The organism is Reyranella sp. (genome assembly GCF_044224635.1).
GTDB lineage: Bacteria > Pseudomonadota > Alphaproteobacteria > Reyranellales > Reyranellaceae > Reyranella.
The window spans coordinates 43,176-64,524 of the sequence record NZ_JBGAKA010000009.1; the positions used below are offsets into that span (position 1 = coordinate 43,176).

Consider the following 21,349-nt stretch of genomic DNA (forward strand, 5'->3'; position numbering starts at 1 on the left):
CGTCATCGCTGGGGAGGAGGAAGATCACGCTGCCAGCGCGCGATCGATCAAAGCGGTCTCTGCGTTGCCGAGATCGGCGGTGCCGAACTGGGTGAAGCCCGCGCCGCGCAGGCGGGCGTCGCCGTACAGGGTGGCGAAATCCGACTTCGCTTCCGCGAGCGCGGCGAGGGCGGCGATGCGGGCCAAACCCTCGCAGACGAAGCGGGCGCGCCGCTCGGCATTGCCCGAGCGCAACACGGTGGCGAGCGACTGGGCGAGCGGGCGCGTATCGAACGCGACGGCGGCCGTGCGGGCCAGGCCTTCGACCGTGGCCATCGCCTGGTCGGGATGGCGGCCGGCGGCGCGCAGCACGTCGAGCGCCATGACGTTGCCGGAGCCTTCCCAGATGGCGTTGAGCGGCGACTCGCGAAAGTAGCGCGCCATCGGCAAGTCCTCGGTGTAGCCATTGCCGCCCAGGCACTCGAGCGCTTCGTAGACGACCTGCGGCGTGCTCTTGCACACCAGGAATTTCACCGCCGGCGTCAGCAGGCGGACGTAGGCCGCCTCAGCGGGATCCTGGGCCGCGCGCTCCGCGGCACGGCAAAGGCGGAACACCAGCGCGACCTGCGCCTCGATCTCGAGCGCGAGGTCGGCGACGGTGGCGCGCATCGCCGGCTGGTCGACCAGGCGGCGCTGGAACACCGAGCGGTTGCGGATGTGGTTCAGCGCCTGGGAGAGCGCGATGCGCATCTGCCCGGCCGAGGCGATGGCGCAATCGAGCCGCGTCAGGTTCACCATCTCGATGATGGTGCGCACGCCCGCCCCTTCGGCGCCGACCCGCTCGGCATAGGCGCCGTGGAATTCGACCTCAGACGAGGCGTTCGACTTGTTGCCGAGCTTGTCCTTCAGGCGCTGGAAGCGGATCTGGTTCTTCGATCCGTCGGGCCGGTAGCGCGGCATCAGATAGCAGGTGAGCCCGCCGCCTTGCGATCCCTCGGCTGCTTCCTCGGTCGCCTGGGCGAGCACCAGGAAGGCATCGCACATCGGTGCCGACATGAACCATTTGTGGCCGGTGATCTCGACATGGTCGCCGGCCGCCGCGGCTGACGTGATGTTGGCGCGCACGTCGGTGCCGCCCTGACGCTCGGTCATGCCCATGCCGAGGGTGACGCCCTTCTTCTCCCACCACGGCAGCGGCCGCGGATCGTAGGTTCGCGTCTGGATATGCGGCAGCCACTTGGCCAGCAGGGCGGGCTCCGAGCGCAGCGCGCCGATGCAGGCATGCGTCATGGTGACCGGGCACATGTGCCCGCTTTCGGCCTGGGTCGCGAGATAGAGCCGCACGGCGCGCGTCGACATTGGCCCTGACGGGTCGCTGCCGTCGTGCGCCGAGGCGTGGATGCCGTGGCCGATGCTCTTGGCCATCATGGCGTGGTAGGCGGGATGAAACTCGACGAGGTCGAGGCGGTTTCCCTTGCCGTCCATGATGTGGAGCCTGGGCGGGTTCTCGTTGGCGACGCGGCCGAGATCGAGCGTCTCGGCCGCGCCGTAGTCCTTGCCGCAGGCAGCCAGGTTCGCAAGGTCGAGGCCGGCGCGCCGGGCCGCATCCGCCAGTGGCCGGTCGGCGCTGAACAGGTCGAGGTCGCCGAAGGCCGGCGACTGGTTGAACGAGGCGTCTTCGAGCAGGCCGGAGGACATGCGCGACTCTACCTCATGTGAGGGTGATTTCGCAGTCCAAGTCCCGATGTCATCCCGAGCGTCAGCGCGGGACCTTTGGTCTAGGCAGCAAGAAAGGTCCCTCGCTGACGCTCGGGATGACAGTATTGCTGACCCTTCAGACGTGCGCCGAGATCAGCCGCCGCCTTCGTACTTGAAGGAGAGCTTGAGCTTGGTGCGGTAGGCCGTGACCTTGCCGTCCTCGATCACCAAATCCTGCTCGACGACCTCCGCGACGCGCAGGTCGCGCAACGACCTAGCGGCGCGCTCGACCGCCGTTCTCGCCGCCTTTTCCCAGGAGTCGGTGCTGGTGCCGACCAGCTCGATCACTTTGTACACGCTGTCCGCCATGTGAGCCTCCCTCGACACGGGTTCCCGTCCATCCGGTGCCGGTCAGGGGGAGGCGCGGCAGCGGGTGCCTGTAGGGCCTTTCCTTGGTGCGGAGCCTAGCACAAATCAGGCAGTGGCGAACTTGCCGAATTCCCAGTGCCGGCCGGGCGCGGCGGCGAACAGCGCCTTGGTGTAGTCGTCGCGCGGCGCGCCGAACACCTGCTCGGCCGAGCCGTACTCGACGACGCGGCCCTTGCTCATCACCGCGACGTAGTCGCAGATCTGCGCCGCCACGCGCAGATCGTGGGTGATGAACAGCACGGCGAGATTGAGCCGCTGGCGGATCTCGTCGAGCAGCTCGAGCACCTGCTTCTGCACCGACACGTCGAGCGCCGACACCGCCTCGTCGGCGATCAGGAGCTCGGGCTCCATCGCCAGCGCGCGGGCGATGCAGATGCGCTGGCGCTGGCCGCCCGAGAACTGGTGCGGATAGCGGTCGAGCGAGTTGGGATCGAGCCGCACCGTCTCCATCAGCTTGCGCGCGCGGGCCAGCGCCTCGTCCTTGCCGAGGCCGAAGTTCATCGGCCCTTCGATGATGAAGTCGCCCACCGTGATGCGCGGATTCATCGAGCGGTAGGGATCCTGGAAGACGATCTGCACCTTGCGCCGGTGCGGCCGCAGCTTGTTGACCGACATGGTGGCGATCTCGGTGTCACCCAGGAATACCTTGCCTTCCGTCGGATCGATCAGGCGGGCGATACAGCGCGCCACCGTCGACTTGCCCGAGCCCGATTCGCCCACGATTCCCAGCGTCTCGCCCTTGCGAATATCGAGATCGACGTCGATCGCCGCCTTGACCACGCGCGCCTTCTGGAAGAACGACTTGCCCGAGTAGACCTTGCCGAGCTTTTCGGTGCGCAGCACGGTGATGCCGTCCTTGCGCACCCCGCGATGCTGCGGCGTGATCGACGGCACCGAGGAGATCAGCATCTTGGTGTAGCCATGCCCCGGGCGGGACAGGATCTGCTCGGTCGGCCCCATCTCGACCAGCTCGCCCCAGCGCAGCACGGCCACCCGATGGGCGATCTCGGCGACGACGCCGAAATCGTGGGTGATGAACAGCACGCCGGTGCCCTGGCCGGCCTGCAGCTCGGCGATCAGCTTCAGGATCTCGGCCTGGGTCGTGACGTCGAGCGCCGTCGTCGGCTCGTCGGCGATCAGCAGCACCGGATCGAGCACCAGCGCCATGGCGATCATGATGCGCTGGCGCTGGCCGCCCGACAGCTGGTGCGGGTAGGAGGCGTAGATGCGCTCCGGCTCGGGCAACTTCACGCGGCCCAGGATGGCCAGGATCTTGGCCTTGCGCTCGCCGGCGTCGAGCTTGGTGTGGGTGCTCAGCACCTCGTCGATCTGCTCGCCGCAGGTCATCACCGGGTTGAGCGCCGTCATCGGCTCCTGGAAGATCATCGACATGCGCGTGCAGCGCAGGTCGCGCAACCGGGTCTCGTCGGCCGCCAGCACGTTCTCGCCCTCGAGCAGGATCTCGCCCGAGGTCGGCTTCAGCGCCTTGGCCAGCAGGCCCATGACGGTGAAGGCGATCACCGACTTGCCCGAGCCCGATTCGCCCACCAGGCAGACGATCTCGCCGGGATTGACCGTGAAGCTCACCTTCTCGACGGCATGGGCGCGGTCGGCGCCCGTCGGCAGGGATACCGAGAGGTTGCGGACCTCGAGGACTGGCTTCTTCGTGTCGTTCATCAGACTTTCTTGCTCATCTTCGGGTCGAGCGTGTCGCGCAAGCCGTCGCCCATGATGTTGATGGCGAGCACCGTCAGCGCGAGGAAGATGCCGGGATAGAGGATGTTGTGCGGGAACACGCGGAACAGCGTGCGGCCCTCGGCCATGATGTTGCCCCAGCTCGGGATCTCCGGCGGGATGCCGATGCCGAGGAAGGAGAGGGCGGCCTCGACCAGGATGGCGGCGGCGGCGAGGAAGGTGCCCTGCACGATCAGCGGCGCCACGGTGTTGGGCAGGATGTGGCGGAACATCAGCACCCAGGTCGGCGTGCCGACCGAGATCGCGCCCTCGACATAGGGCTCCTCGCGCACCGTCAGCACGATCGAGCGCACCAGGCGAACGACGCGCGGCACGTCGGGCACGACGATGGCGAACACCACGGTGATCAGCCCGGTGCGCCAGATCGACACCAGGGCGATGGCGAGCAATATGCCCGGTATGGCCATCAACCCGTCCATGATGCGCATGATGATGCCGTCGGCCCAGCGCACGTAGCCCGAGACCAGGCCGATCATCGTGCCGATGGCGACGGCGATGATGGCGACGGCGATGCCGACCGCGAGCGAGACGCGGGTGCCGTAGATGACCCGGCTGTAGACGTCGCGGCCCAGGCTGTCGGTACCCATGATGGCGACCCGCTTGGCGGTCTGGCCGTCATCGAGCCGGTAGGTGATCTCGGTGCCCGGCTTCTTGTTGCGTGCCGCCGGGTCGATGCGCGTCGGGTCGACGGTGCCCAGGAAGGGCGCCAGCGCGGCAATCGCGATCATGATCAGCAGGATGGTGCCGCCGATGATGACGCTGGGATGGCGGATGGCGACCAGCCACAGGCTGCGCCGCTTGGTCGAGGCCGCCGCGATCGAGGCGGAGTCGACGACTTCTTCGGTGATCGTGCTCAATAGCGGATCCTCGGATCGAACAGGGTGTAGCTGATGTCGATCAGCAGGTTGATCACGACATAGACCACCGAGAACATCAGGATGACGGTCTGGATGGTCGGGAAATCGCGGCTCAGCACCGCCTCGACGGTGAGGCGGCCGAGGCCCGGCAGGCCGAACACGCTCTCGGTCACCACCGCGCCGCCGATCAGGATGGCGATGCCGATGCCGATCACGGTCAGGATCGGCACCGCGGCATTGCGCAGCGCATGGCGCATCAGCACGACGCGGTTGGAGAGCCCCTTGGCGCGGGCGGTGCGGATGTAATCCTCGTTCAGCACCTCGAGCACCGAGGCGCGGGTGATGCGCGAGATCAGCGCAATGAAGCCCACCGACAGGGTGAGCGACGGCAGGACCATGCGTTCGAGGAATTGCCAGAAATTCACGCCGATACGGACGTAGCCCTGCACCGGCAGCCAGCCCAGCTCTATGGCGAAGATGTAGATCAGGCAGTAGCCGATCACGAAGCCCGGCACCGAGAAGCCCAGGACCGAGAAGCCCATGACGATGCGGTCGAACAGCGTGCCCTGGCGGTAGGCGGCCATCACGCCGATCGGCACCGAGACGCAGACGGCGAAGATCAGGGTGCACAGAGCGAGCGCCAGGGTGGGCTCGATGCGCTGCGCGATCAGCTCGGCAACCGTCTTCTTGAAGAAGTAGCTCTCGCCGAAATTGCCCTGCAGGATGCTGCCGATCCAGATGGCGAACTGCGTCCAGATCGGCTCGTTGAGGCCGAGCTTGGCGCGGATGTCGGCGATCTGGTCGGACGTGGCATTGTCACCGGCGATCACCGCCGCCGGGTCGCCCGGCGTCAATCGCAGCATGAGGAAAACGAGGACCGCCACCACCGTGAGCACGGGGACGATGGCGATCAGTCGGCGGACGATAAAATCGAGCATGTGATTCCCGTTTGTCGCCCCGAGCGATGCGATGGGCCCGAAGGATCCTTCGCGTCGCTCAGGGTGACATCGTAGCCGCCTTGCGGCGGCTGCGATGTCACTTCTTCTCGATATTCCACATCACCGGCACCGGCGCCTTCAGCCAGCCGGTGACGTTGCTACGCGCCGCGCCCGGACCGTACCATTGGCCGATCCAGCCGTATTGCGCCGTCTCCAGCGCGCGCGCCTGCACCGCGCCGGCCAGCGCCTTGGCCTTGGCCGGATCGGTCTCCTTGGCATAGGCGTCGCGCAGCTTCTCCATCTCCGGATCGGTCGGCCAACCGAACCATGACTTGTCGCCCTGGGCGACCATGTACGAGGTCGAGATCGGGTTCAGGATGTCGGCGGCCACCGAGAAGGTGTGGAGGATGTTCCAGCCCCCCTGGTTGGCCGGCTCCTTCTTGGTGCGCCTCGTGACCAGCGTCTGCCAGTCCATCGACTGCATGTCGACCTTGAAGCCGGCCTGCTCGAGCAGCGCCTTGGTCACCGGCGCGGTGTTGGTGAGCACCGGCAGGGTGGTCGACTGCATCAGCACGATCGGCGTCCCGTCGTAGCCCGCCTCCTTGAGGAGCGCCTTGGCCTTCTCGAAGTCGGGCTTGACCAGCAGGCCGTTGGGCGCGTCGACGGCGTTGGGCGTGCCGCAGACGAAAGCGGCCGAGCAGACCTTGTAGTATTCGGGCTCGCCGACGGTCGCCTTGAGGTAGTCCTCCTGGCGCATGGCGAGCAGCGCGGCCATGCGGATCTTCGGATTGTCGAACGGCTTCACCACGTGATTGAAGCGGATGATGAACTGATGGCCGAGCGGGTTCCAGTCGACCAGCTTCACGCTCTTCTCGGCCTTGAGGACCGGGATGAGATCGTGCGGCGGCTGCTCGAGCAGGTCGATCTCGCCCGCCACCAGGGCATTCACCTGCTGCTGGGTGTCGGGCATCTCGATGATGTCGACGCGGTCGACCTTGACCACCTTGCCGCCGGCCAGTCCGGAGGCTGGCTCGTTGCGCGGCTTGTACTTCGGATTCTTGAGATAGACGTGCTTCTCGCCCGGCTTGGATTCGGTCTTCTGGTAGATGAACGGCCCCGAGCCGATCTGGCTGTCAATCTGCTTGAAGGCGTCGGTCTCGGCGACCGCCTTGGGCATCATGAAGGGCACGTTCGAGGAGGGCTTGCCGAGCGAGTCGAGCACCAGGCCGTAGGGCTCCTTCAGCACGATCTGGAAGGTCTTCGCGTCGACCGCCTTGAACTCCTTGACGAAGTCCATGAGCTTCAGGCCCATGGCGTCGCGCTTGCCCCAGCGCTGGATCGAGGCGATGCAGTCTTCCGACGTCACCGGCTTGCCGTCGTGCCATTCGAGGCCGTCACGCAGGGTGAAGGTCCACACCGTCTTGTCGGGCGACACCTCGTACTTGTCGACCATCTGCGGCCGCACCGCATTGTTCTCGTCCGCCGAGAACAGCGTGTCGTAGATCAGGTAGCCGTGGTTGCGCGTGACGTAGGCGGTCGTCCAGATCGGATCGAGGATCGTCAGGTTGCCATTCTGCACGAACCGCAGGACCTTGTTCTGCGCCAGCGCCGGAACAGCCGACGCGAGAATTGCGCCGGCGGCGACGGCCGCAAGGGTGCGTCGAAACACTCTCATTTATAAACCCCTCCAACATGAATGGGGGAGAACGGACCCCTCCGCTCTCCCCCTTGCGCTTACTTCTTCGATACGTTCCAGAACGTCGTCACCGGCGCGACCAGCGTGCCCTCGAGATTGGTGCGCAGGGCGGCTGGCTGATACCACTGGCCGACATTGACGTGCGTCGGGTTGTCGGCCCAGTACTTCTGAAGGGCGATCGCGAGCTCCTTCTGCTTGACCGGATCGGTCTCCTTGGAGAACTGGTCGCGCAGCTTCTCGATCGTCGTATCGCACGGCCAGCCGAACATTGCCTTGTCACAGGCGGCGTTGAAGAAGCCGGCCATCACCGGGTTGAGGATATCGGCGGCCACCCACGAGGTGAGGAAGGCGTGCCAGCCACCGGCGGTCGGCGGATCCTTCTTGGTGCGGCGGACGACCAGCGTCTGCCAGTCCATCGACACCATCTCGACCTTGAGGCCGGCGCGTTCCATCTGCGCCTTGGCGACCGGGGCGAGATTGGTCAGCACCGGCAAGTCGGTCGACTGCATGAGCACGATCGGCGTGCCGTCGTAGCCCGCCTCGGTCAGCAGCTGCTTGGCCTTGGCGGCGTTGGCGTTCAGCACGTCGGCCAGGCCGTCTTCGCTCGCCAGCGGCGTGCCGCAGATGAATACCGGCTTGCAGACCTTGTAGTAGGTCGGATCACCGATCGTCGCCTTGAGGAAGTCCTCCTGGCCGAAGGCGACCGCGACGGCGTGACGAACCTTGGGATTGTCGAACGGCTTGGCCGTGCTGTTGAACCGGAAGACGTACTGGTTGCCGAGCGGATTGCCGTTGAACAGCTTGATGTTCTTGTCCTTGGCGAGCAGCGGCAGCAGGTCGTGGCTGGGCGATTCGATCATGTCGATCTCGCCGTTCTGAAGGGCCGCCACCTGGGTCTGGGCGTCGGGGATCCAAACCCATTCGACGCGATCGAGCTTGACCACCTTGCCGCCGGCCAGGCCGGAGGGCGGCTCGGCGCGCGGCTTGTACTTGGGGTTCTTCACATAGACCGTCTTCTCGCCGGGCTTCCATTCATCGGCCTTGAAGATGAACGGGCCGGAGCCGATGACATCCTCGACCTTGATCTGGGTGTTGGGATCGGTCGCGGCGGTCTTGGCCGGCATCATGAACGGCACGTTCGACGACGGCTTGCCGAGCGACTGGAGCACCAGGCCGTACGGCTCCTTCATCTTCATCTTGAAGGTCTTGGCGTCGACCGCCTCGAAGCCGTCGACCGAGGCCATCATCTTCTGGCCCATCGAATCGCGCGCTGCCCAGCGCTTGATCGAGGCGATGCAGTCTTCCGACGTCACCGGCTTGCCGTCGTGCCATTCGAGGCCGTCACGCAGGGTGAAGGTCCAGACGAGCTTGTCGGCCGAGACGTCGTACTTGTCGACCATCTGCGGCTTGACCTCGAACTTTTCGTCCATCGCGAAAAGCGTATCCCACACCATGTAGCCATGGTTTCGCTGGATGTAAGCAGTGGTCCAGATCGGATCGAGGATCTTGACGTCGGAATGCATCACGACCTTGAGGGTCTGTGCGTCAGCTGTACCGGCCCCCATCAGGCCTGCAACGCTGGCAGCCGCGACAAAGGTCGCGGCGGATTTCCTGAGACTGAACATAAACGACTGCCTCCCTATGGCACCGGCTTCATTGCAAGAATCGAGCCGCTGTCAAGACTCTAGCAGTCCGGGACCCCTGTGCGACAGAGCGATTTCACAGCCGCGAGGAGACCTTTGCGCTAGGCTGCCCTCCCTAACGCTTGCGTTGGGGAGGTGCCCCCGCAGGGGGCGGAGGGGTCATGAGCAACACACGTTCGGCATCCATGTGTTGTCGTCGAACTAAATGGAATCAGGCCCGCGCGACCAGCATCAAGTATCAGAAAGGACACCTCCTCGACTGAGGTTCTTGACCCCTCCGCCCCCTGCGGGGGCACCTCCCCCTGTGGCGCTGTTTACAGCGCCACAGGGGGAGGACAATGATCCTCACCGCGGGCGGTTGATCGCCTTTTCCAGGAGCTCGAGCACGCCTTCCGATGCCGCCGTCGCAACGATGTCGCCGAAGCCGGCCCACGAGCCCTTGGCGGCGGCGGCGGGCACCGGGTTGGCCTGCTCGAGATCGCCGATGGTCTTGCCCGACGGATCCTTGACGAACCACTTGATGACCAGCTGCACGGTGCGCTCGTCGACCGGCGTCACGGTCACCGCGCCGACGACGATGAAGGCGTCGGGCGCCTCGGCATCGACGACGATGATCTTGCTCGAGCCCAGGGCGCGTCGCATGCCGGAGTAGAGCTGGCGATTGCCGTCCGAGGGGGCGCCGGTCACCGGGGCCACCAGCACCTTGACCTTGGCCTCCTGGGCCGGCGGCGGCTGGCCGGGCAGCTGCGGCGCCGGCGGCGTGGCGCCCGCCGCCGTCGGCGCGAGGCCGGCGATCGGCGGCACGGTGAGATCGGGCGGCGGCTCTTCGGCGACCGTGACGCCGGCAGCGACCTGGCCGGGCGAGCGCGGCTTGAAGTTGGGCGGCCGGCCGATCATGGTCGCGACACGCGGCGCCGCCTGATAGGCGATGCGCGAAACCAGCCGCTCGCTCGCTTCGGCGTAATCCTCTGGCCGCGCCCGTGTCTTGGTGGTCGATTCTTGCGGGTTCGGCGCGCCGTCGACCTTCCAGTCGACCTGGATCTCGATGGCGGTTTCGCCGGCGTCGCGCGTGCTCATCGTGCTGCTGATCTGGATCGGCGCCTGGGCCGGCTGTACGGCGGCGACGATGCCGTAGGACTGCAGCTCCATCGCCAGCGACGCGGCGACGCGCCGGCCCATCTCCGGCGGCATGTTCTTGGGCAGCGCGATCGCGACCTCGTTCTTGTCGCGCGGCAGCTGCCGGATCGGCGCCTCGGTGTCGTCGTGCTCGAAGGGCTTTGGCGGCGCGGCGCAGGCGGCCAGCAGCAACAGCCAGAGGAGCGTCACAGCATGGCGCATGTCGCGACGACTCCGAGCAGGCAGCATAACATCAGGATGATCAGGTAGGGCATCAGCGTCGCAGCGCGATGGCCGACAGGCCCCTTCCGTAGTCGCGTTCGCCCTGCAGGGTATTGCGGCGGTAGCTGAAGAAGTCGTGGCCGGCGGCCAGCGTATCGTGACCGGTGGCGGTCGCCGCCACGCCGGCAAGGCCGATGCGATGGACGAGGTAGCCCGCCAGGTCGAACAGGAAATGACCGGCGCGCGGGGCGTCGCGGAAGAAGGCGGCGTTGGCCGGATCCTGCGCCAGGAAGGGGGCCGGAAACTCCGGCCCGACCTCGTATGACCGGCCGCCGATGCAGGGGCCGACGGCGGCCTTCAGGCGGTCGCGCCGGGCGCCCAGCCGCTCCATGGCGACAATCGTCGCGTCGACCACGCCGGCGAGCGCGCCGCGCCAGCCGGCATGGGCGGCGCCAATCACGCCGGCCGACGGATCGGCCAGCAGGACGGGCGCGCAATCGGCGGCGAGCACGCCCAGCACGACATCGGGCCGGTCGGTCACCAGCCCGTCCGCCTTGGGCGCGCCGGGCGAGGTCCAGCGGTCATCGCCGACGGTCAGCACGTCGGTCGAGTGGATCTGATGCACGGTCAGCAAGTCCGGCTCGGCGCGATCGAACTGGGCGGCGACGCGGCGGCGATTCTCGCGCACGTTCTCCGGCGGATCGGCCGAGCCGTAGCCGCAGTTGAGCGACGAGTAGAGGCCGCTGCTGACGCCGCCATGACGGGTGAAGAATCGGTGCTGCATGCCGTCGAGCTCGGCAAGCGAAGTCGCCTGGATCATTGGGCCTGGATCATGTCGTACTCGGGAAGCTGTCCGAAAAGCCGGGTGGTTCGCTGCTTGGGGTGTCGCCCACGGCCATGACGCGAAACAACGTGCCCATTTGATCCGGGTCGATCAAGCGCGCCAATGCCGCGTCGATGGCGTGGCGCTGCGACAGGGTCGCGCGCGCCTTCAGTGCCTCTGCACGCTGGGCGATGCCGAGGCGCCGCAGGAAGTCGCCCTGGCCGGCGGGGCCGAAGGTCGGCATTCCGGTCGAGCGGGCGAGCGCGGTGAAGTCGACGTGGGCGCTGAGATCGGTCTCGCCTGGCCGGTCGAGGATGTCGCTGCCGCGATGGCGGCGCACCGCCTGGAGCGAGAGGCCGCTGGTGCCCTCGAAGCCGTAGTCGATGATCAGCGCCCAGCCGCCGTCGCGCCGCAGACGCGTGCCGATTGCGCCGGCGAGCGCCAGCCCCGCTTCACAGAGCTCGGCCTGCCGGCCGGGCGCGGCCTCGGGCAGGGCGGCGGCAAAGGGCGTGCGGCCGGGCGCCAGCGCCAGGCGCAGCGTCTCGCCATCGTCGCCCAGGCCGACCATGCGCTCGGCCCAGCCCTGCGGAGTACAGGTGAACTGGCGCACCGGCAGGGCATCGAAGAACTCGTTGGCGACCAGCAGCAGCGGCCCGTCCGGCACGTCGTCGAGCCGGTCGTGCCAGGCCGGTTCGAATCCGGCGAGCGCCGAGGCCTGCGCGGCGCGCAGGGGTTCGTTTATGTCGACCAGGTGCAGGTCGAGCGCGGCATGGAAGCCGGCAACACCGCGGGTGGCGCGCAGGGCGTCGGCCAGCAGGGTGCCGCGACCGGGGCCCAGCTCGACCAGCCGCACTTGTCGTGGTCGTCCCATCGCGAGCCATCGCTCAGCCAACCAGGCGCCCAAGAGCTCACCGAACATCTGGGAGATTTCCGGCGCCGTGGTGAAGTCGCCGGCGGCGCCGAGGGCCGCGGCCTTGCGATAGTAGCCGAAGCGCGGATGGCCCAGCGCCTCGGCCATGAAGTCGGCGACCGGAATCGGCCCGGTGAGGGCGATGCGACGGGCGAGCAGCCGCCCGAGCTCGGTGGTCACGCGAGGGGGGTCACGCGAGGGCGGGCCGCCGTTCGGCGCGCACGATCAGCCAGGCGCCGAACGCCACCATCGGCACCGACAGCAGCATCCCCATGGTGAGCGGCCCCAACAGGAAGCCGAGATGAGCGTCGGGCTCGCGGAACACCTCGCCGACGATGCGCGCCACGCCGTAGCCGGCGCAGAACACGCCGGTCAGCAGGCCGGGCCGGCGGCGTCCATCGGTCCGACGCCACACCGCGACCATCACGAGGAACAGCACGATGCCCTCGAAGAATGCCTGGTAGAGCTGGCTCGGATGGCGTGGCAAGGGGCCGCCGTGCGGGAAGATCATCGCCCATGCCACGTCGCTGGTACGGCCCCACAGCTCGCCATTGATGAAATTGGCCAGGCGGCCGAAGAACAGGCCGATCGGCGTCACGATCGCCACCAGGTCCGACAGCATGAAGGGGTCGACCTTGTTGCGGATGGCGAAGGCCAGGATGGCGGCGATCACGCCCAGCAGGCCGCCATGGAACGACATGCCGCCCTCCCACAGCGTCAGGATCGCGAGCGGATTGGCGAGGTAGAAGCCCGGTTTGTAGAACAGCACGTAGCCAAGCCGTCCGCCCAGGATCACGCCCAGGGCGGCCCATACCAGGAAGTCGTCGATCTTGACTGGCGACAGGAGCTCGGGCGGCTGCTCGCAGACACGCCGCATGATCTGCCAGCCGATGACGAGGCCTGCGATGTAGGCCAGCGCGTACCAGCGGATGGCGAACGGCCCGATCTGGATCAGCACCGGGTCGATGGCGGGGTAGGGGAGCAGGAGAAGGGTGTTCATTGTCGGCCGTTATAGCCGGCCAATCGTGACCGCAGAATGGTTGCGGCGCCGGCCTCATTGTCCTCCCCAGCGAAGCTGGGGAGGTGTCGCCGTCTTACGGCGACGGAGGGGTCATAAGCCATCGGCCCGCCGCTTCTTGTGATTCATGACCCCTCCGTCCGCGAAGATGCGGACACCTCCCCGGCAAAAGCCGGGGAAGAGAAGACGTTGCGGCGCCAGCCTTGAGGGCCGGCGCCGCCGAAAACGATCCGAGCTGTTTTGCGTTTTTATCGAGAGAGGGGGCGTCGGTCGTTCTCGTTTGGGGTTGGCGACAAATCTCGTTTTCCGTTGGCGTTGATTTTCGTTCAGGCTTCCCCGACCGTCTCCAGGATCGAGGCGGTGAGGGCGTCGATCGGCGTCTTGCCGGCCCACACGACGTACTGGAAGGCGGGATAGAAGCGCTCGCTTTCGTTGATGGCGACCTCGACCAGGTCGTTCAGTTGCTCGGGCATCAGGCCGGTGGTGCCGCGCAACGGGATGGCGTGGCGGAACATCGGCAGGCCTTCTTCGCTCCACAGATCGAAGTGACCCAGCCACATCTTTTCGTTGATCAGGGCAAGCAGCACGTGGATGTCGCGATGACGCTCGCTCGGGATGCGGACATCGTAGGCGCAGGTGAAGTGCAGGGCCTCGACGTCCTCGCGCCAGCTGAAGAACATCCGGTAATCGCACCACCGGCCGGCGACCTCGACAGCGATTTCCTGATCGGACGTGCGATCGAAAGGCCAGTCATTGTCGGCCACGATCTTCTCGATCATTTTCAAAGGGTTGAGATCGGCTTTTCGCCTAACTCGCTCTTGTCGCGATAACGCCATCGACCCCACTCCCCCAACTTGTTCCGTCTTGCGGTGCCTGCTGGACCTTTTGTTACGACGGGTGGTCGACATATCGTTGGTGGAGACCAAGCCACCTACAAGCGGTAGCCTGCCACAAGCCATCAATTCGATGCAATCGAAAATAGTGGCTTAAATGGGGAAAAAGCAAGCGATTCCATAATTTTAATCCCCAGAGTTAACACAAGTTGCTTTGTATTTTGCATAGCGGCTGTGCGAGCATTTGCCTAAAATCTAGGCAAATGTCACGGACCGCTACAATCGATCCGGAAGCGCCGGTCTACTGGCGCGCGCTTTCTTTTTAGCCAGGCAAGTTTGCATTGGGCCTTTTATTAAAGTAGATTGTCGACAATCGACGATTGTTGAACCAATCCTTGTCACTGCCCGATCTCTCGCCGGCCGATTCCATGCCGCGGCTGGACCCTGTCCCGCGAAGCACGCTGCGCGCACACGTCGCCGAGCGGTTGCGGGCGGCGATCCTGGCTGGCGACATCGCGCCCGGCGCGCCGCTGGTGGAGACGGCGCTGTCGCAGCGCTTCGACGTCAGCCGCGGGCCGTTGCGCGAGGCACTGCGGCAGCTGATCGAGGAAGGGTTGCTGGTGACGGTGCCCTATACCGGGACGCACGTGGCGTCGCTGTCGTTCGAGGACGTGCGCGAGATCTACTCGCTGCGTACAGCGCTCGAGATTTTCGCTTTCGAGCAGGTGTGGGAACATCGGGACGATCGCTTCCGCCGCGAGCTGGCGCGCCGCAACGCGGCGCTCCTTGCCACGATCGATGCCGGCGACGATCGCGCCAGCATCGCCACCGAGCTGGCATTGCATGGGCTGGTCTACGAGGCGAGTGGCCACAAGCTGCTGCAGCGCGCCTGGCTCGGGCTGCGCGGACGGTTGCAGCTCTACTGGGCGGCCCATCATCGCGCGCATGGCCGTCGCGGACCGCGGCGCGACAGTCACGACAGCTACATCGCGGCGGCGCTGGGTGATGATCTCGCGGCGCTGCGGCTGGAGATCGCCGATCACATGCAGCGCGGCATCGCGGTGACCGAGCGCTTCCTGCGCTCGCTGCCGCAGGCGCCGCGTGACGGGCTCGATGGGGTGACGAAGAAGGGGGACTTGAGATGACGATCAACCGACGTTCGCTGCTGGCCGTAGGATTGGCCAGCTCTGCCGTGCTTGCGTTGCCGCTGGCGGCGCGCGCCGACGGCACGCTCGACGAGATCAAGAAGCGCGGCACCTTGCGCGTCGGTGTCACCCAGGCGCCGCCCTGGTTCTCGAAGGATCCCAAGACCGGCGACTGGACGTCGGGCCTCGGCGTGTCGATGGGCAAGGCGATGGCCGAGGCGCTGGGCGCCAAGGTCGAGGTGGTCGAGGTGACCTGGGGCAATGCGATCGCCGCCCTCCAGGGCAACAAGATCGACATCATGTTCATGATGGACGCCACCGACGAGCGCAAGCAGGCGGCCAATTTCCCGGCCGCGCCGCTGCTCTGGTACTCGCTCGCCGTGCTGGCGCGCGACGACCTGCCGGTGAAGACCTGGGCCGATCTCGACAAGCCCGGCGTGCGCATCGCCGTGCCGCAGGCCTCGACCATGGACAAGTGGGTGAGCGAGCACACGCCCAAGGCCGAGATCCAGCGCTTCCCCGGCAATGCCGAGGCGATCGCCGCCTTCCAGTCCGGCCGCGCCGACGTCGTCTGCCTGTTCCATCCGCCGCTGCTCGCCGCCCGCCAGCGCCTGGGCAAGGGCAAGATCGTGGTGCCGACTCCCGCCGAATCGCGGCCGTCCAGCGCCGCGCTGCGCAAGGATGACGCCGCCTTCACAGCCTGGGTCGACAAGCAGCTGCTGGCCTTCTACCAGAGCGGCCAGACGCAGAAATGGTACGAGGCGGCGGTCAAGGATTTCGGCCTCGATCCCGCCCTGGCGCCGCCGGTCATGAAGGAGATGATCAAGTAGGCGGCGGCATCCGCGGGCGATGTACCGCTGGGATTTCGCGCCGGTCCTCGCCAATGCGCCGCTGCTGGCGCAGGGCCTGGTCAACACGCTCAAGGTCACCGGCATGGCGCTGAGTTGCGGCCTCGTGCTGGGCTTGGCGCTGGCCCTGCTGCGCCTGTCGCGCCATCGCTGGGCGTCGTGGCCGGCCGGCCTCGTCATCGAAGTCTTCCGCACGACGCCGCCGCTGGTCCAGCTGTTCTGGTTCTTCTTCGCCCTGCCGCTGATCGTCGGCATCGAGATGACGCCGTTCGTCGCCGCCGCCGTGACCTTCTCGATCCAGTCGGCGGCGTTCTTCGCCGAGGTCTTTCGGGGCGGCATCGTGTCGGTCGAGCGCGGCCAGTGGGAGGGCGCGCTCGCCATCGGCATGACGCATCGCCAGGCCTTGCGTCGCATCGTCCTGCCGCAGGCGGTGAAACGGATGATGCCGGCCTTCATGGAACGCGCGATCGAGCTCATGAAAACCACGACCCTGGTCGCCACCATCTCCTATGCCGACCTGCTGTTCGCCGCCAACGAGATTGCCCAGAAGACTTTCAGGCCGCTCGAGACCTTCACCGTGGCGGCCGGCATCTACTTCATCGTCATCTTTGCCGCGAGCCTGGTTGCGCGCCTGATCGAGCGCCGTCTCGCGGTGAGCGGCGAGACGACGGTGCACTGATGAGTCCCCGTCAAGAGCCGCGACTGGTCGGGAGCGACAACGGGCGATGAATCACGCCTGGGATTTCGCCTCCGTGCTGGCCAACACCGACGCGCTGCTCGCCGGCGCGGGAGGCACGCTGCGCATCTTCGCGATCTGCCTGGTGGCCGGGCTGGCGCTCGGCCTGGTGGTCGGGCTCGGCCGTTACGCCAGGGCGTGGTGGCTCCATCTGCCGGCGACGGCGTTCGTCGAGTTTTTCCGCAACACGCCGGTGCTGGTCCAGATCCTGTGGTTCTACTTCGCCCTGCCGATCCTGATGCCGTTCGAGATCAGCCCGCTGGCCGCCGCCTCGCTCGGCATCTCGCTCAATTCGGCGGCGTTCTCGGCCGAGATCTATCGCGGCGGCATCCAGTCGATCGAGCGCGGCCAGTGGGACGGCGCCCGCGCCATCGGCATGAGCTGGGCGCAGGCGATGCGGCGCATCATCCTGCCGCAGGCGATCAAGCGCATGATGCCGGCGCTCACCAATCGCGCCATCGAGATCTTCAAGATGTCGACGCTCGCCTCGGCGGTGGCCTATGTCGAGCTCTTGCAGCAGGCCAAGCTGATCGCCTCGCTGAACTTCAACCCGATCGAGGCCTATACGGCGGTGGCGGTGATCTTCTTCGTCTTCCTGTGGCCCCTGGTTCAGCTCACCTACGGGCTGGAGCGCCGGTTGCGGAGGGATGAATGACCATCCTGCGCGTCACCGGCCTGGTGAAGCGCTTCGGCGCCAACGAGGTGCTGCGCGGCATCGACCTCGCGGTGGAGCGCGGCGAGCGCATCGCCATCCTGGGGTCGTCCGGCTCGGGGAAGAGCACCCTGCTGCGCTGCCTCAATTTCATGGAGCTGCCGACGTCTGGCCGCATCGAGCTCGACGGCCAGCTGCTCGGGCGCGAGGGCCGCGGCGGGGCGCGCAGCTATCGCGACGGCGAGCTGATCGGCGTGCGCCAGCGCGTCGGCATGGTGTTCCAGCAGTTCAATCTCTTTCCCCACATGACGGCGCTCGGCAATGTCATGGAAGGCCTGCGCACCGTGCGCCGCCAGTCGAAAGCCGAAGCGCAGGCGCGGGCCGAGAAGGAGCTGGCGCGCGTCGGACTCGCCGACAAGGCCGACCACTATCCGGCGCACCTGTCGGGCGGCCAGAAGCAGCGCGTGGCGATCGCCCGCGCGCTCGCCATGGATCCCGAGCTGCTGCTGTTCGACGAGCCGACCTCGGCGCTCGACCCCGAGCTGGTCGGCGAGGTGCTGGCGACCATCCGCAGCCTTGCCGACGAGGGCCGCACCATGCTGCTGGTGACGCACGAGCTCGGCTTCGCCTACCACGTGGCGACTCGCGTGATCTTCCTGGCCGATGGCGCGATCCACGAGCAGGGCACGCCCGACCAGGTGCTGCGCGCGCCGAAGCAGCCGCGCACCCGCGCCTTCCTCGACAGTCACCGGCAATACAGCCTCTAGGAACCAGGAATGTCAGCGACCGAGATCACCAGCGCACAAGCCTACCAGGCCGACAGCCGCAACGATGGCGTGCTGGTCTACGTCAACGGCGCGTTCGTGCCGCGCGGCGAGGCACGCGTCTCGGTGTTCGATTCCGGCTTCGTGCTGGGCGACGGCGTGTGGGAGGGCCTGCGCCTGGTCAAGGGCCGGCTGATCAGCCTCGACGCCCATCTCGATCGCCTGTTCGAGGGCGCCAAGTCGATCGACCTCGATATCGGGTTCACCCGCGAGGGCGTCGTGCGCGCGGTGCAGGACACGCTCGACCGCAACGGCATGACCGATGGCGCGCACGTCCGCCTGATGGTGACACGCGGGCTGAAGCGCACGCCGAACCAGGATCCGCGCTTCGTGATCGGCAAGGCGACGGTCGTGATCGTCGCCGAATACAAGACCCCGGTGCCGGAGGCCAAGACGCGCGGCTACGCGCTGTTCACCTCGACCTTCCGCACGACGGGTCCCGACCAGTTCGACCTGCGCCTCAACTCGCACAGCCGGCTCAACCTCATCCAGGCGCTGATCCAGGCGATCAAGGCGGGCGCCGACGAGGCGCTGATGCTCGACCCGCGCGGCTTCGTGGCGTCGTGCAATTCGACCAACTTCTTCATCGTGCGCCGCGGCGAGCTGTGGACCTCGACCGGCGCCTACAGCTTCAAGGGCATCACCCAGCGCAACGTCATCGACGCCTGGCAGGCGGTGGGCGGCGTCGCGCGCGAGTGCGATTTCACCCTGGCGCAGGTCTATTCCGCCGACGAGGCCTTCGTCACCGGCACCCTGGGCGGCGTGACGCCGGTGACGAAAGTCGATGGACGAGCGATCGCCGATGGCAGGCCCGGCAGCGTGACCGCACGGGCAAGCAGCCTCTATCTGGAGTCGGTCGGCGCGGCGTGAAGGTGCTGGCCTTCGCGGCCTACTTGATGGCCAGATCAGACCAGAGCGGTGCTTTCGTAGGTTGAAGCACCCTGAACATCACTTCACTCACTTGGACTTTGGTGTCGTCCTGAGCGCAGCGAAGGACCTGATCGCCGTTTGCCACAAGTGTGCTCTGAAACTTCTGGCGATGAGATCCTTCGCTTTGCTCAGGATGACAGAAGAGGCAGGCGCTTGGTCCCAAGTGAACCGATCGGATCTTGGGAGCCTCCGCCGTCGACGCCGCGGCGGATGACGCCCTTCCCGGCAAGCTCGTCGATCTCGCGATCGTCGAGGCCGATCTCGCGTAATGCTTCGTGGGTATGTTGACCGAGCATGGGCGCCGGGCTGGCGATGCGCCCGGGTGTCTCCGAGAGCTTGATGGGCACGCCGACGACCTGCAGCTCGGGAATCTTCGGGTGCGGCAGGTTCACGACCAGCTCCTGGTCGCGGACCTGCTCGTCCTTCATGACTTCGGCGATGTTCTGGATCAGGCTGGCGGGAACGCCCCATTCGTCCATCAAGGCGACCCACTCGGCGGCCGGGCGCGTGGCGAACAGCTCCGCCAATGACGACACCAGCTCGCTTCGATTGGCGACGCGGGCGGAATTCGTCGCGTAGCGCAGATCGTCGATCCAGCCGGTCCGCTCGATCGCCCGACAGAAGCGTTTCCACAGTCCGTCATTCCCGACGGCCAGCAGGAAATAGCGGTCCGCGGCCATGAATGCCTGATAGGGGGCCACGGCGCCCGTCACGTGGCCCATCGGCTTGGGCGGCACGCCGGCCGCCTGGGTCGCCACCGCGAAGTAGCTCATGGTCGCAATCTGGCCGGCCAGCAGCGACGACTGCACGTGCTGGCCGCGGCCCGTCTTCTCGCGCGCCCACAGCGCGGTCATGATGCCGCCGTAGGCGAGCAAGCCGGCGGTGATATCGGCGGAAGGATAGCCGACCCGGACGGGCTCGCCGTCGGGCGTTCCGGTCATGCTCATGACGCCGCCGTAGCCCTGCATGATGAAATCGTAGGCGGCCTTGTGGGCGATCGGCCCTGAGCGGCCGAAGCCGGAGACCGAGCAATAGATGATGCGGGGATTGCGCGCCGAGACCTCGGCATAGCCAAGGCCGAGGCGCTCGACGGTTCCGGTGCGAAAGTTCTCGATCAGCACGTCGCAGCGCTCGGCCAGCCGCAGCACGATCTCCCGTCCCGCGTCGGACTTGAGGTCGATCGCCACGCTCTTCTTGTTGCGATTGACCGCGAGATAGATTGCGCCTTCCCCGTTCCACAGCGGCGCCATGGCGCGCGTTTCGTCGCCCCGCTCCGGCTCCTCGATCTTGATGACGTCCGCGCCCATGTCGGCAAGCGTCATCGAGCAGAATGGGCCCGCGATTGTTCGTGCCAGCTCGAGGACACGCACGCCTTCCAACGGCAGGGACATGATTACCCAGTCTCCTCAATGATGTCTTGCGTGGTGCGCGCGTTCTTCAGCGGCTCGGCTCACGCGCGGTCCGGATTGTAGACCCGCAGCGGGCGATGGGTTTTGTAGGCGGATTTCTGGTCGGCCCACATGACGCCCGTGGCGCCGCCGCCATCGACGACGATGGCCTGGCCGGTGACGAAGCTCGAGCGGTCGCTTGCCAGGAAGAGCGCCATTTGCGCGATGTCATCCGGCCGGCCGGGCCGAGGGATCGGTTGCAGTCCGGCATAGTCGGCGATGCGCTCCTCGATGAGCGAATCCGGCTTGCCCACGGTGTTGGCGGAGAGCGGCGTGGCGATGGCGCCGGGACAGATGCAGTTGACGCGGATCGAAGCCTCGCCGAGCGGCATCGCGGCCGCCTTGGTCATGTGGATCACCGCCGCCTTGGCCGCGGAATAGACGATCGGGCCGCGGCCGGCGGTCACGCCTGCGATCGAGCCGGTGTTGATGATCGAGCCGCCGCCTTGCCGGCGCATCACCGGTGTCGCGTGCTTCATGCCGAGGAAAACGCCCCTGACCAGGACGTCGAAGGTCATGTCGAACTCGTCCGTCGGAATGTCCTCGAGCGGGCCGAGCGCGCCACCGAAGCCGGCATTGTTGAACATGCAATCGAGCCGTCCCCATCGGTCGACTGCCATGTCGATTGCGGCCCTCACCTGGTCTTCCTGGCGCACTTCGCAAAACACGAAGGCTGCGGCAGCGCCGAGCTCCTCGGCCAGCGCCGCACCGCGCTCGCGCTGCATGTCCGCGATGACGACGCGCGCGCCCTCGTTCACGAAGAGGCGGGCCGACGCTTCGCCGATGCCGCTGGCGCCGCCGGTGACGACGGCGACCTTGCCTTCCAGTTCTGCCATGGCTGTCCTCCCC

Annotated in this window: 20 protein-coding genes; 6 read left to right on the forward strand and 14 right to left on the reverse strand. The window is 66.7% G+C overall.

Annotated elements, in window-relative coordinates:
- Positions 1–24 precede the first annotated feature (24 nt).
- The 12 genes from ACILR9_RS10755 to ACILR9_RS10810 form a co-directional block, all read right to left on the reverse strand.
- A complete protein-coding gene (locus ACILR9_RS10755; protein ID WP_395709917.1) occupies positions 25–1,677 on the reverse strand; it encodes an acyl-CoA dehydrogenase family protein in 1,653 nt (550 codons plus the stop codon).
- Between the two features lie 153 nt (positions 1,678–1,830).
- Complete coding sequence (locus ACILR9_RS10760) at positions 1,831–2,046, reverse strand: dodecin family protein (protein ID WP_395709918.1); 216 nt, start codon at positions 2,044–2,046, stop codon at positions 1,831–1,833.
- A gap of 105 nt (positions 2,047–2,151) precedes the next feature.
- A complete protein-coding gene (locus ACILR9_RS10765; protein WP_395709919.1) occupies positions 2,152–3,783 on the reverse strand; it encodes an ABC transporter ATP-binding protein in 1,632 nt (543 codons plus the stop codon).
- Complete coding sequence (locus tag ACILR9_RS10770) at positions 3,783–4,718, reverse strand: ABC transporter permease (RefSeq protein WP_395709920.1); 936 nt, start codon at positions 4,716–4,718, stop codon at positions 3,783–3,785. Before ACILR9_RS10770 ends, ACILR9_RS10765 begins: the two co-directional genes overlap by 1 nt.
- Positions 4,715–5,656 carry an ABC transporter permease gene (locus ACILR9_RS10775; RefSeq protein WP_395709921.1) on the reverse strand — a complete coding sequence of 314 codons (942 nt, stop codon included), beginning with the start codon at positions 5,654–5,656 and terminating at the stop codon, positions 4,715–4,717. The genes ACILR9_RS10770 and ACILR9_RS10775 overlap by 4 nt, the downstream gene beginning before the upstream one ends.
- A gap of 97 nt (positions 5,657–5,753) precedes the next feature.
- The gene (locus ACILR9_RS10780) at positions 5,754–7,331 is read right to left on the reverse strand and encodes an ABC transporter substrate-binding protein (RefSeq protein ID WP_395709922.1); all 1,578 of its coding nucleotides are present in this window, start codon (positions 7,329–7,331) and stop codon (positions 5,754–5,756) included.
- 59 nt (positions 7,332–7,390) lie between these two features.
- Positions 7,391–8,977 carry an ABC transporter substrate-binding protein gene (locus tag ACILR9_RS10785; protein WP_395709923.1) on the reverse strand — a complete coding sequence of 529 codons (1,587 nt, stop codon included), beginning with the start codon at positions 8,975–8,977 and terminating at the stop codon, positions 7,391–7,393.
- 363 nt (positions 8,978–9,340) lie between these two features.
- Positions 9,341–10,333, reverse strand: a complete 993-nt coding sequence (locus ACILR9_RS10790; RefSeq protein WP_395709924.1) for a hypothetical protein — start codon at positions 10,331–10,333, stop codon at positions 9,341–9,343.
- 52 nt (positions 10,334–10,385) lie between these two features.
- Positions 10,386–11,153 (reverse strand): peptidoglycan editing factor PgeF, encoded by a 768-nt coding sequence (gene pgeF / locus ACILR9_RS10795; protein ID WP_395709925.1) that lies wholly within the window; start codon positions 11,151–11,153, stop codon positions 10,386–10,388.
- A 10-nt stretch (positions 11,154–11,163) separates the two neighbouring features.
- Complete coding sequence (locus tag ACILR9_RS10800; protein ID WP_395709926.1) at positions 11,164–12,246, reverse strand: class I SAM-dependent methyltransferase; 1,083 nt, start codon at positions 12,244–12,246, stop codon at positions 11,164–11,166.
- 10 nt (positions 12,247–12,256) lie between these two features.
- Positions 12,257–13,066 carry a prolipoprotein diacylglyceryl transferase gene (lgt, locus tag ACILR9_RS10805; RefSeq protein ID WP_395709927.1) on the reverse strand — a complete coding sequence of 270 codons (810 nt, stop codon included), beginning with the start codon at positions 13,064–13,066 and terminating at the stop codon, positions 12,257–12,259.
- A 344-nt stretch (positions 13,067–13,410) separates the two neighbouring features.
- On the reverse strand, positions 13,411–13,920 hold the full coding sequence (locus ACILR9_RS10810) for a YbjN domain-containing protein (protein ID WP_395709928.1): 510 nt from the start codon (positions 13,918–13,920) through the stop codon (positions 13,411–13,413).
- A gap of 392 nt (positions 13,921–14,312) precedes the next feature.
- On the opposite strand from ACILR9_RS10810, the gene ACILR9_RS10815 reads away from it, so the two are divergent.
- The 6 genes from ACILR9_RS10815 to ACILR9_RS10840 are packed head-to-tail and all read left to right on the forward strand — an operon-like array spanning position 14,313 to position 18,992.
- Positions 14,313–15,062, forward strand: a complete 750-nt coding sequence (locus ACILR9_RS10815; RefSeq protein WP_395709929.1) for a GntR family transcriptional regulator — start codon at positions 14,313–14,315, stop codon at positions 15,060–15,062.
- On the forward strand, positions 15,059–15,892 hold the full coding sequence (locus ACILR9_RS10820; protein ID WP_395709930.1) for a transporter substrate-binding domain-containing protein: 834 nt from the start codon (positions 15,059–15,061) through the stop codon (positions 15,890–15,892). Before ACILR9_RS10815 ends, ACILR9_RS10820 begins: the two co-directional genes overlap by 4 nt.
- Positions 15,893–15,911: 19 nt before the next feature.
- Positions 15,912–16,589: an amino acid ABC transporter permease gene (locus ACILR9_RS10825; RefSeq protein WP_395709931.1), complete on the forward strand. Its 678-nt coding sequence runs from the start codon at positions 15,912–15,914 to the stop codon at positions 16,587–16,589.
- A 46-nt stretch (positions 16,590–16,635) separates the two neighbouring features.
- Entirely contained in the window at positions 16,636–17,301 is a 666-nt protein-coding gene (locus ACILR9_RS10830; protein WP_395709932.1) for an amino acid ABC transporter permease, read from the forward strand.
- Positions 17,298–18,065, forward strand: coding sequence for an amino acid ABC transporter ATP-binding protein (locus tag ACILR9_RS10835; RefSeq protein ID WP_395709933.1), 768 nt, complete (start codon positions 17,298–17,300; stop codon positions 18,063–18,065). Before ACILR9_RS10830 ends, ACILR9_RS10835 begins: the two co-directional genes overlap by 4 nt.
- A 9-nt stretch (positions 18,066–18,074) precedes the next feature.
- The gene (locus tag ACILR9_RS10840) at positions 18,075–18,992 is read left to right on the forward strand and encodes an aminotransferase class IV (protein ID WP_395709934.1); all 918 of its coding nucleotides are present in this window, start codon (positions 18,075–18,077) and stop codon (positions 18,990–18,992) included.
- A gap of 188 nt (positions 18,993–19,180) precedes the next feature.
- On the opposite strand, the gene ACILR9_RS10845 is transcribed toward ACILR9_RS10840, so the two are convergent.
- Positions 19,181–20,443 carry a CaiB/BaiF CoA transferase family protein gene (locus tag ACILR9_RS10845; RefSeq protein ID WP_395709935.1) on the reverse strand — a complete coding sequence of 421 codons (1,263 nt, stop codon included), beginning with the start codon at positions 20,441–20,443 and terminating at the stop codon, positions 19,181–19,183.
- A gap of 59 nt (positions 20,444–20,502) precedes the next feature.
- Positions 20,503–21,336: a glucose 1-dehydrogenase gene (locus ACILR9_RS10850; protein WP_395709936.1), complete on the reverse strand. Its 834-nt coding sequence runs from the start codon at positions 21,334–21,336 to the stop codon at positions 20,503–20,505.
- Positions 21,337–21,349: the final 13 nt, after the last annotated feature.

What these genes read in the sequence shown, in the direction of transcription:
- ACILR9_RS10760 (WP_395709918.1), bottom strand. Translation starts at nt 2,046, where the DNA reads ATGGCGGACAGCGTGTACAAAGTGATCGAGCTGGTCGGCACCAGCACC.
- ACILR9_RS10835 (WP_395709933.1), top strand. Translation starts at nt 17,298, where the DNA reads ATGACCATCCTGCGCGTCACCGGCCTGGTGAAGCGCTTCGGCGCCAAC.
- pgeF (WP_395709925.1), bottom strand. Translation starts at nt 11,153, where the DNA reads ATGATCCAGGCGACTTCGCTTGCCGAGCTCGACGGCATGCAGCACCGA.
- ACILR9_RS10780 (WP_395709922.1), bottom strand. Translation starts at nt 7,331, where the DNA reads ATGAGAGTGTTTCGACGCACCCTTGCGGCCGTCGCCGCCGGCGCAATT.
- ACILR9_RS10845 (WP_395709935.1), bottom strand. Translation starts at nt 20,443, where the DNA reads ATGTCCCTGCCGTTGGAAGGCGTGCGTGTCCTCGAGCTGGCACGAACA.
- ACILR9_RS10825 (WP_395709931.1), top strand. Translation starts at nt 15,912, where the DNA reads ATGTACCGCTGGGATTTCGCGCCGGTCCTCGCCAATGCGCCGCTGCTG.
- ACILR9_RS10840 (WP_395709934.1), top strand. Translation starts at nt 18,075, where the DNA reads ATGTCAGCGACCGAGATCACCAGCGCACAAGCCTACCAGGCCGACAGC.
- ACILR9_RS10810 (WP_395709928.1), bottom strand. Translation starts at nt 13,920, where the DNA reads ATGGCGTTATCGCGACAAGAGCGAGTTAGGCGAAAAGCCGATCTCAAC.
- ACILR9_RS10830 (WP_395709932.1), top strand. Translation starts at nt 16,636, where the DNA reads ATGAATCACGCCTGGGATTTCGCCTCCGTGCTGGCCAACACCGACGCG.
- ACILR9_RS10850 (WP_395709936.1), bottom strand. Translation starts at nt 21,336, where the DNA reads ATGGCAGAACTGGAAGGCAAGGTCGCCGTCGTCACCGGCGGCGCCAGC.
- ACILR9_RS10820 (WP_395709930.1), top strand. Translation starts at nt 15,059, where the DNA reads ATGACGATCAACCGACGTTCGCTGCTGGCCGTAGGATTGGCCAGCTCT.
- ACILR9_RS10790 (WP_395709924.1), bottom strand. Translation starts at nt 10,333, where the DNA reads ATGCGCCATGCTGTGACGCTCCTCTGGCTGTTGCTGCTGGCCGCCTGC.
- ACILR9_RS10755 (WP_395709917.1), bottom strand. Translation starts at nt 1,677, where the DNA reads ATGTCCTCCGGCCTGCTCGAAGACGCCTCGTTCAACCAGTCGCCGGCC.
- ACILR9_RS10775 (WP_395709921.1), bottom strand. Translation starts at nt 5,656, where the DNA reads ATGCTCGATTTTATCGTCCGCCGACTGATCGCCATCGTCCCCGTGCTC.
- lgt (WP_395709927.1), bottom strand. Translation starts at nt 13,066, where the DNA reads ATGAACACCCTTCTCCTGCTCCCCTACCCCGCCATCGACCCGGTGCTG.
- ACILR9_RS10765 (WP_395709919.1), bottom strand. Translation starts at nt 3,783, where the DNA reads ATGAACGACACGAAGAAGCCAGTCCTCGAGGTCCGCAACCTCTCGGTA.
- ACILR9_RS10785 (WP_395709923.1), bottom strand. Translation starts at nt 8,977, where the DNA reads ATGTTCAGTCTCAGGAAATCCGCCGCGACCTTTGTCGCGGCTGCCAGC.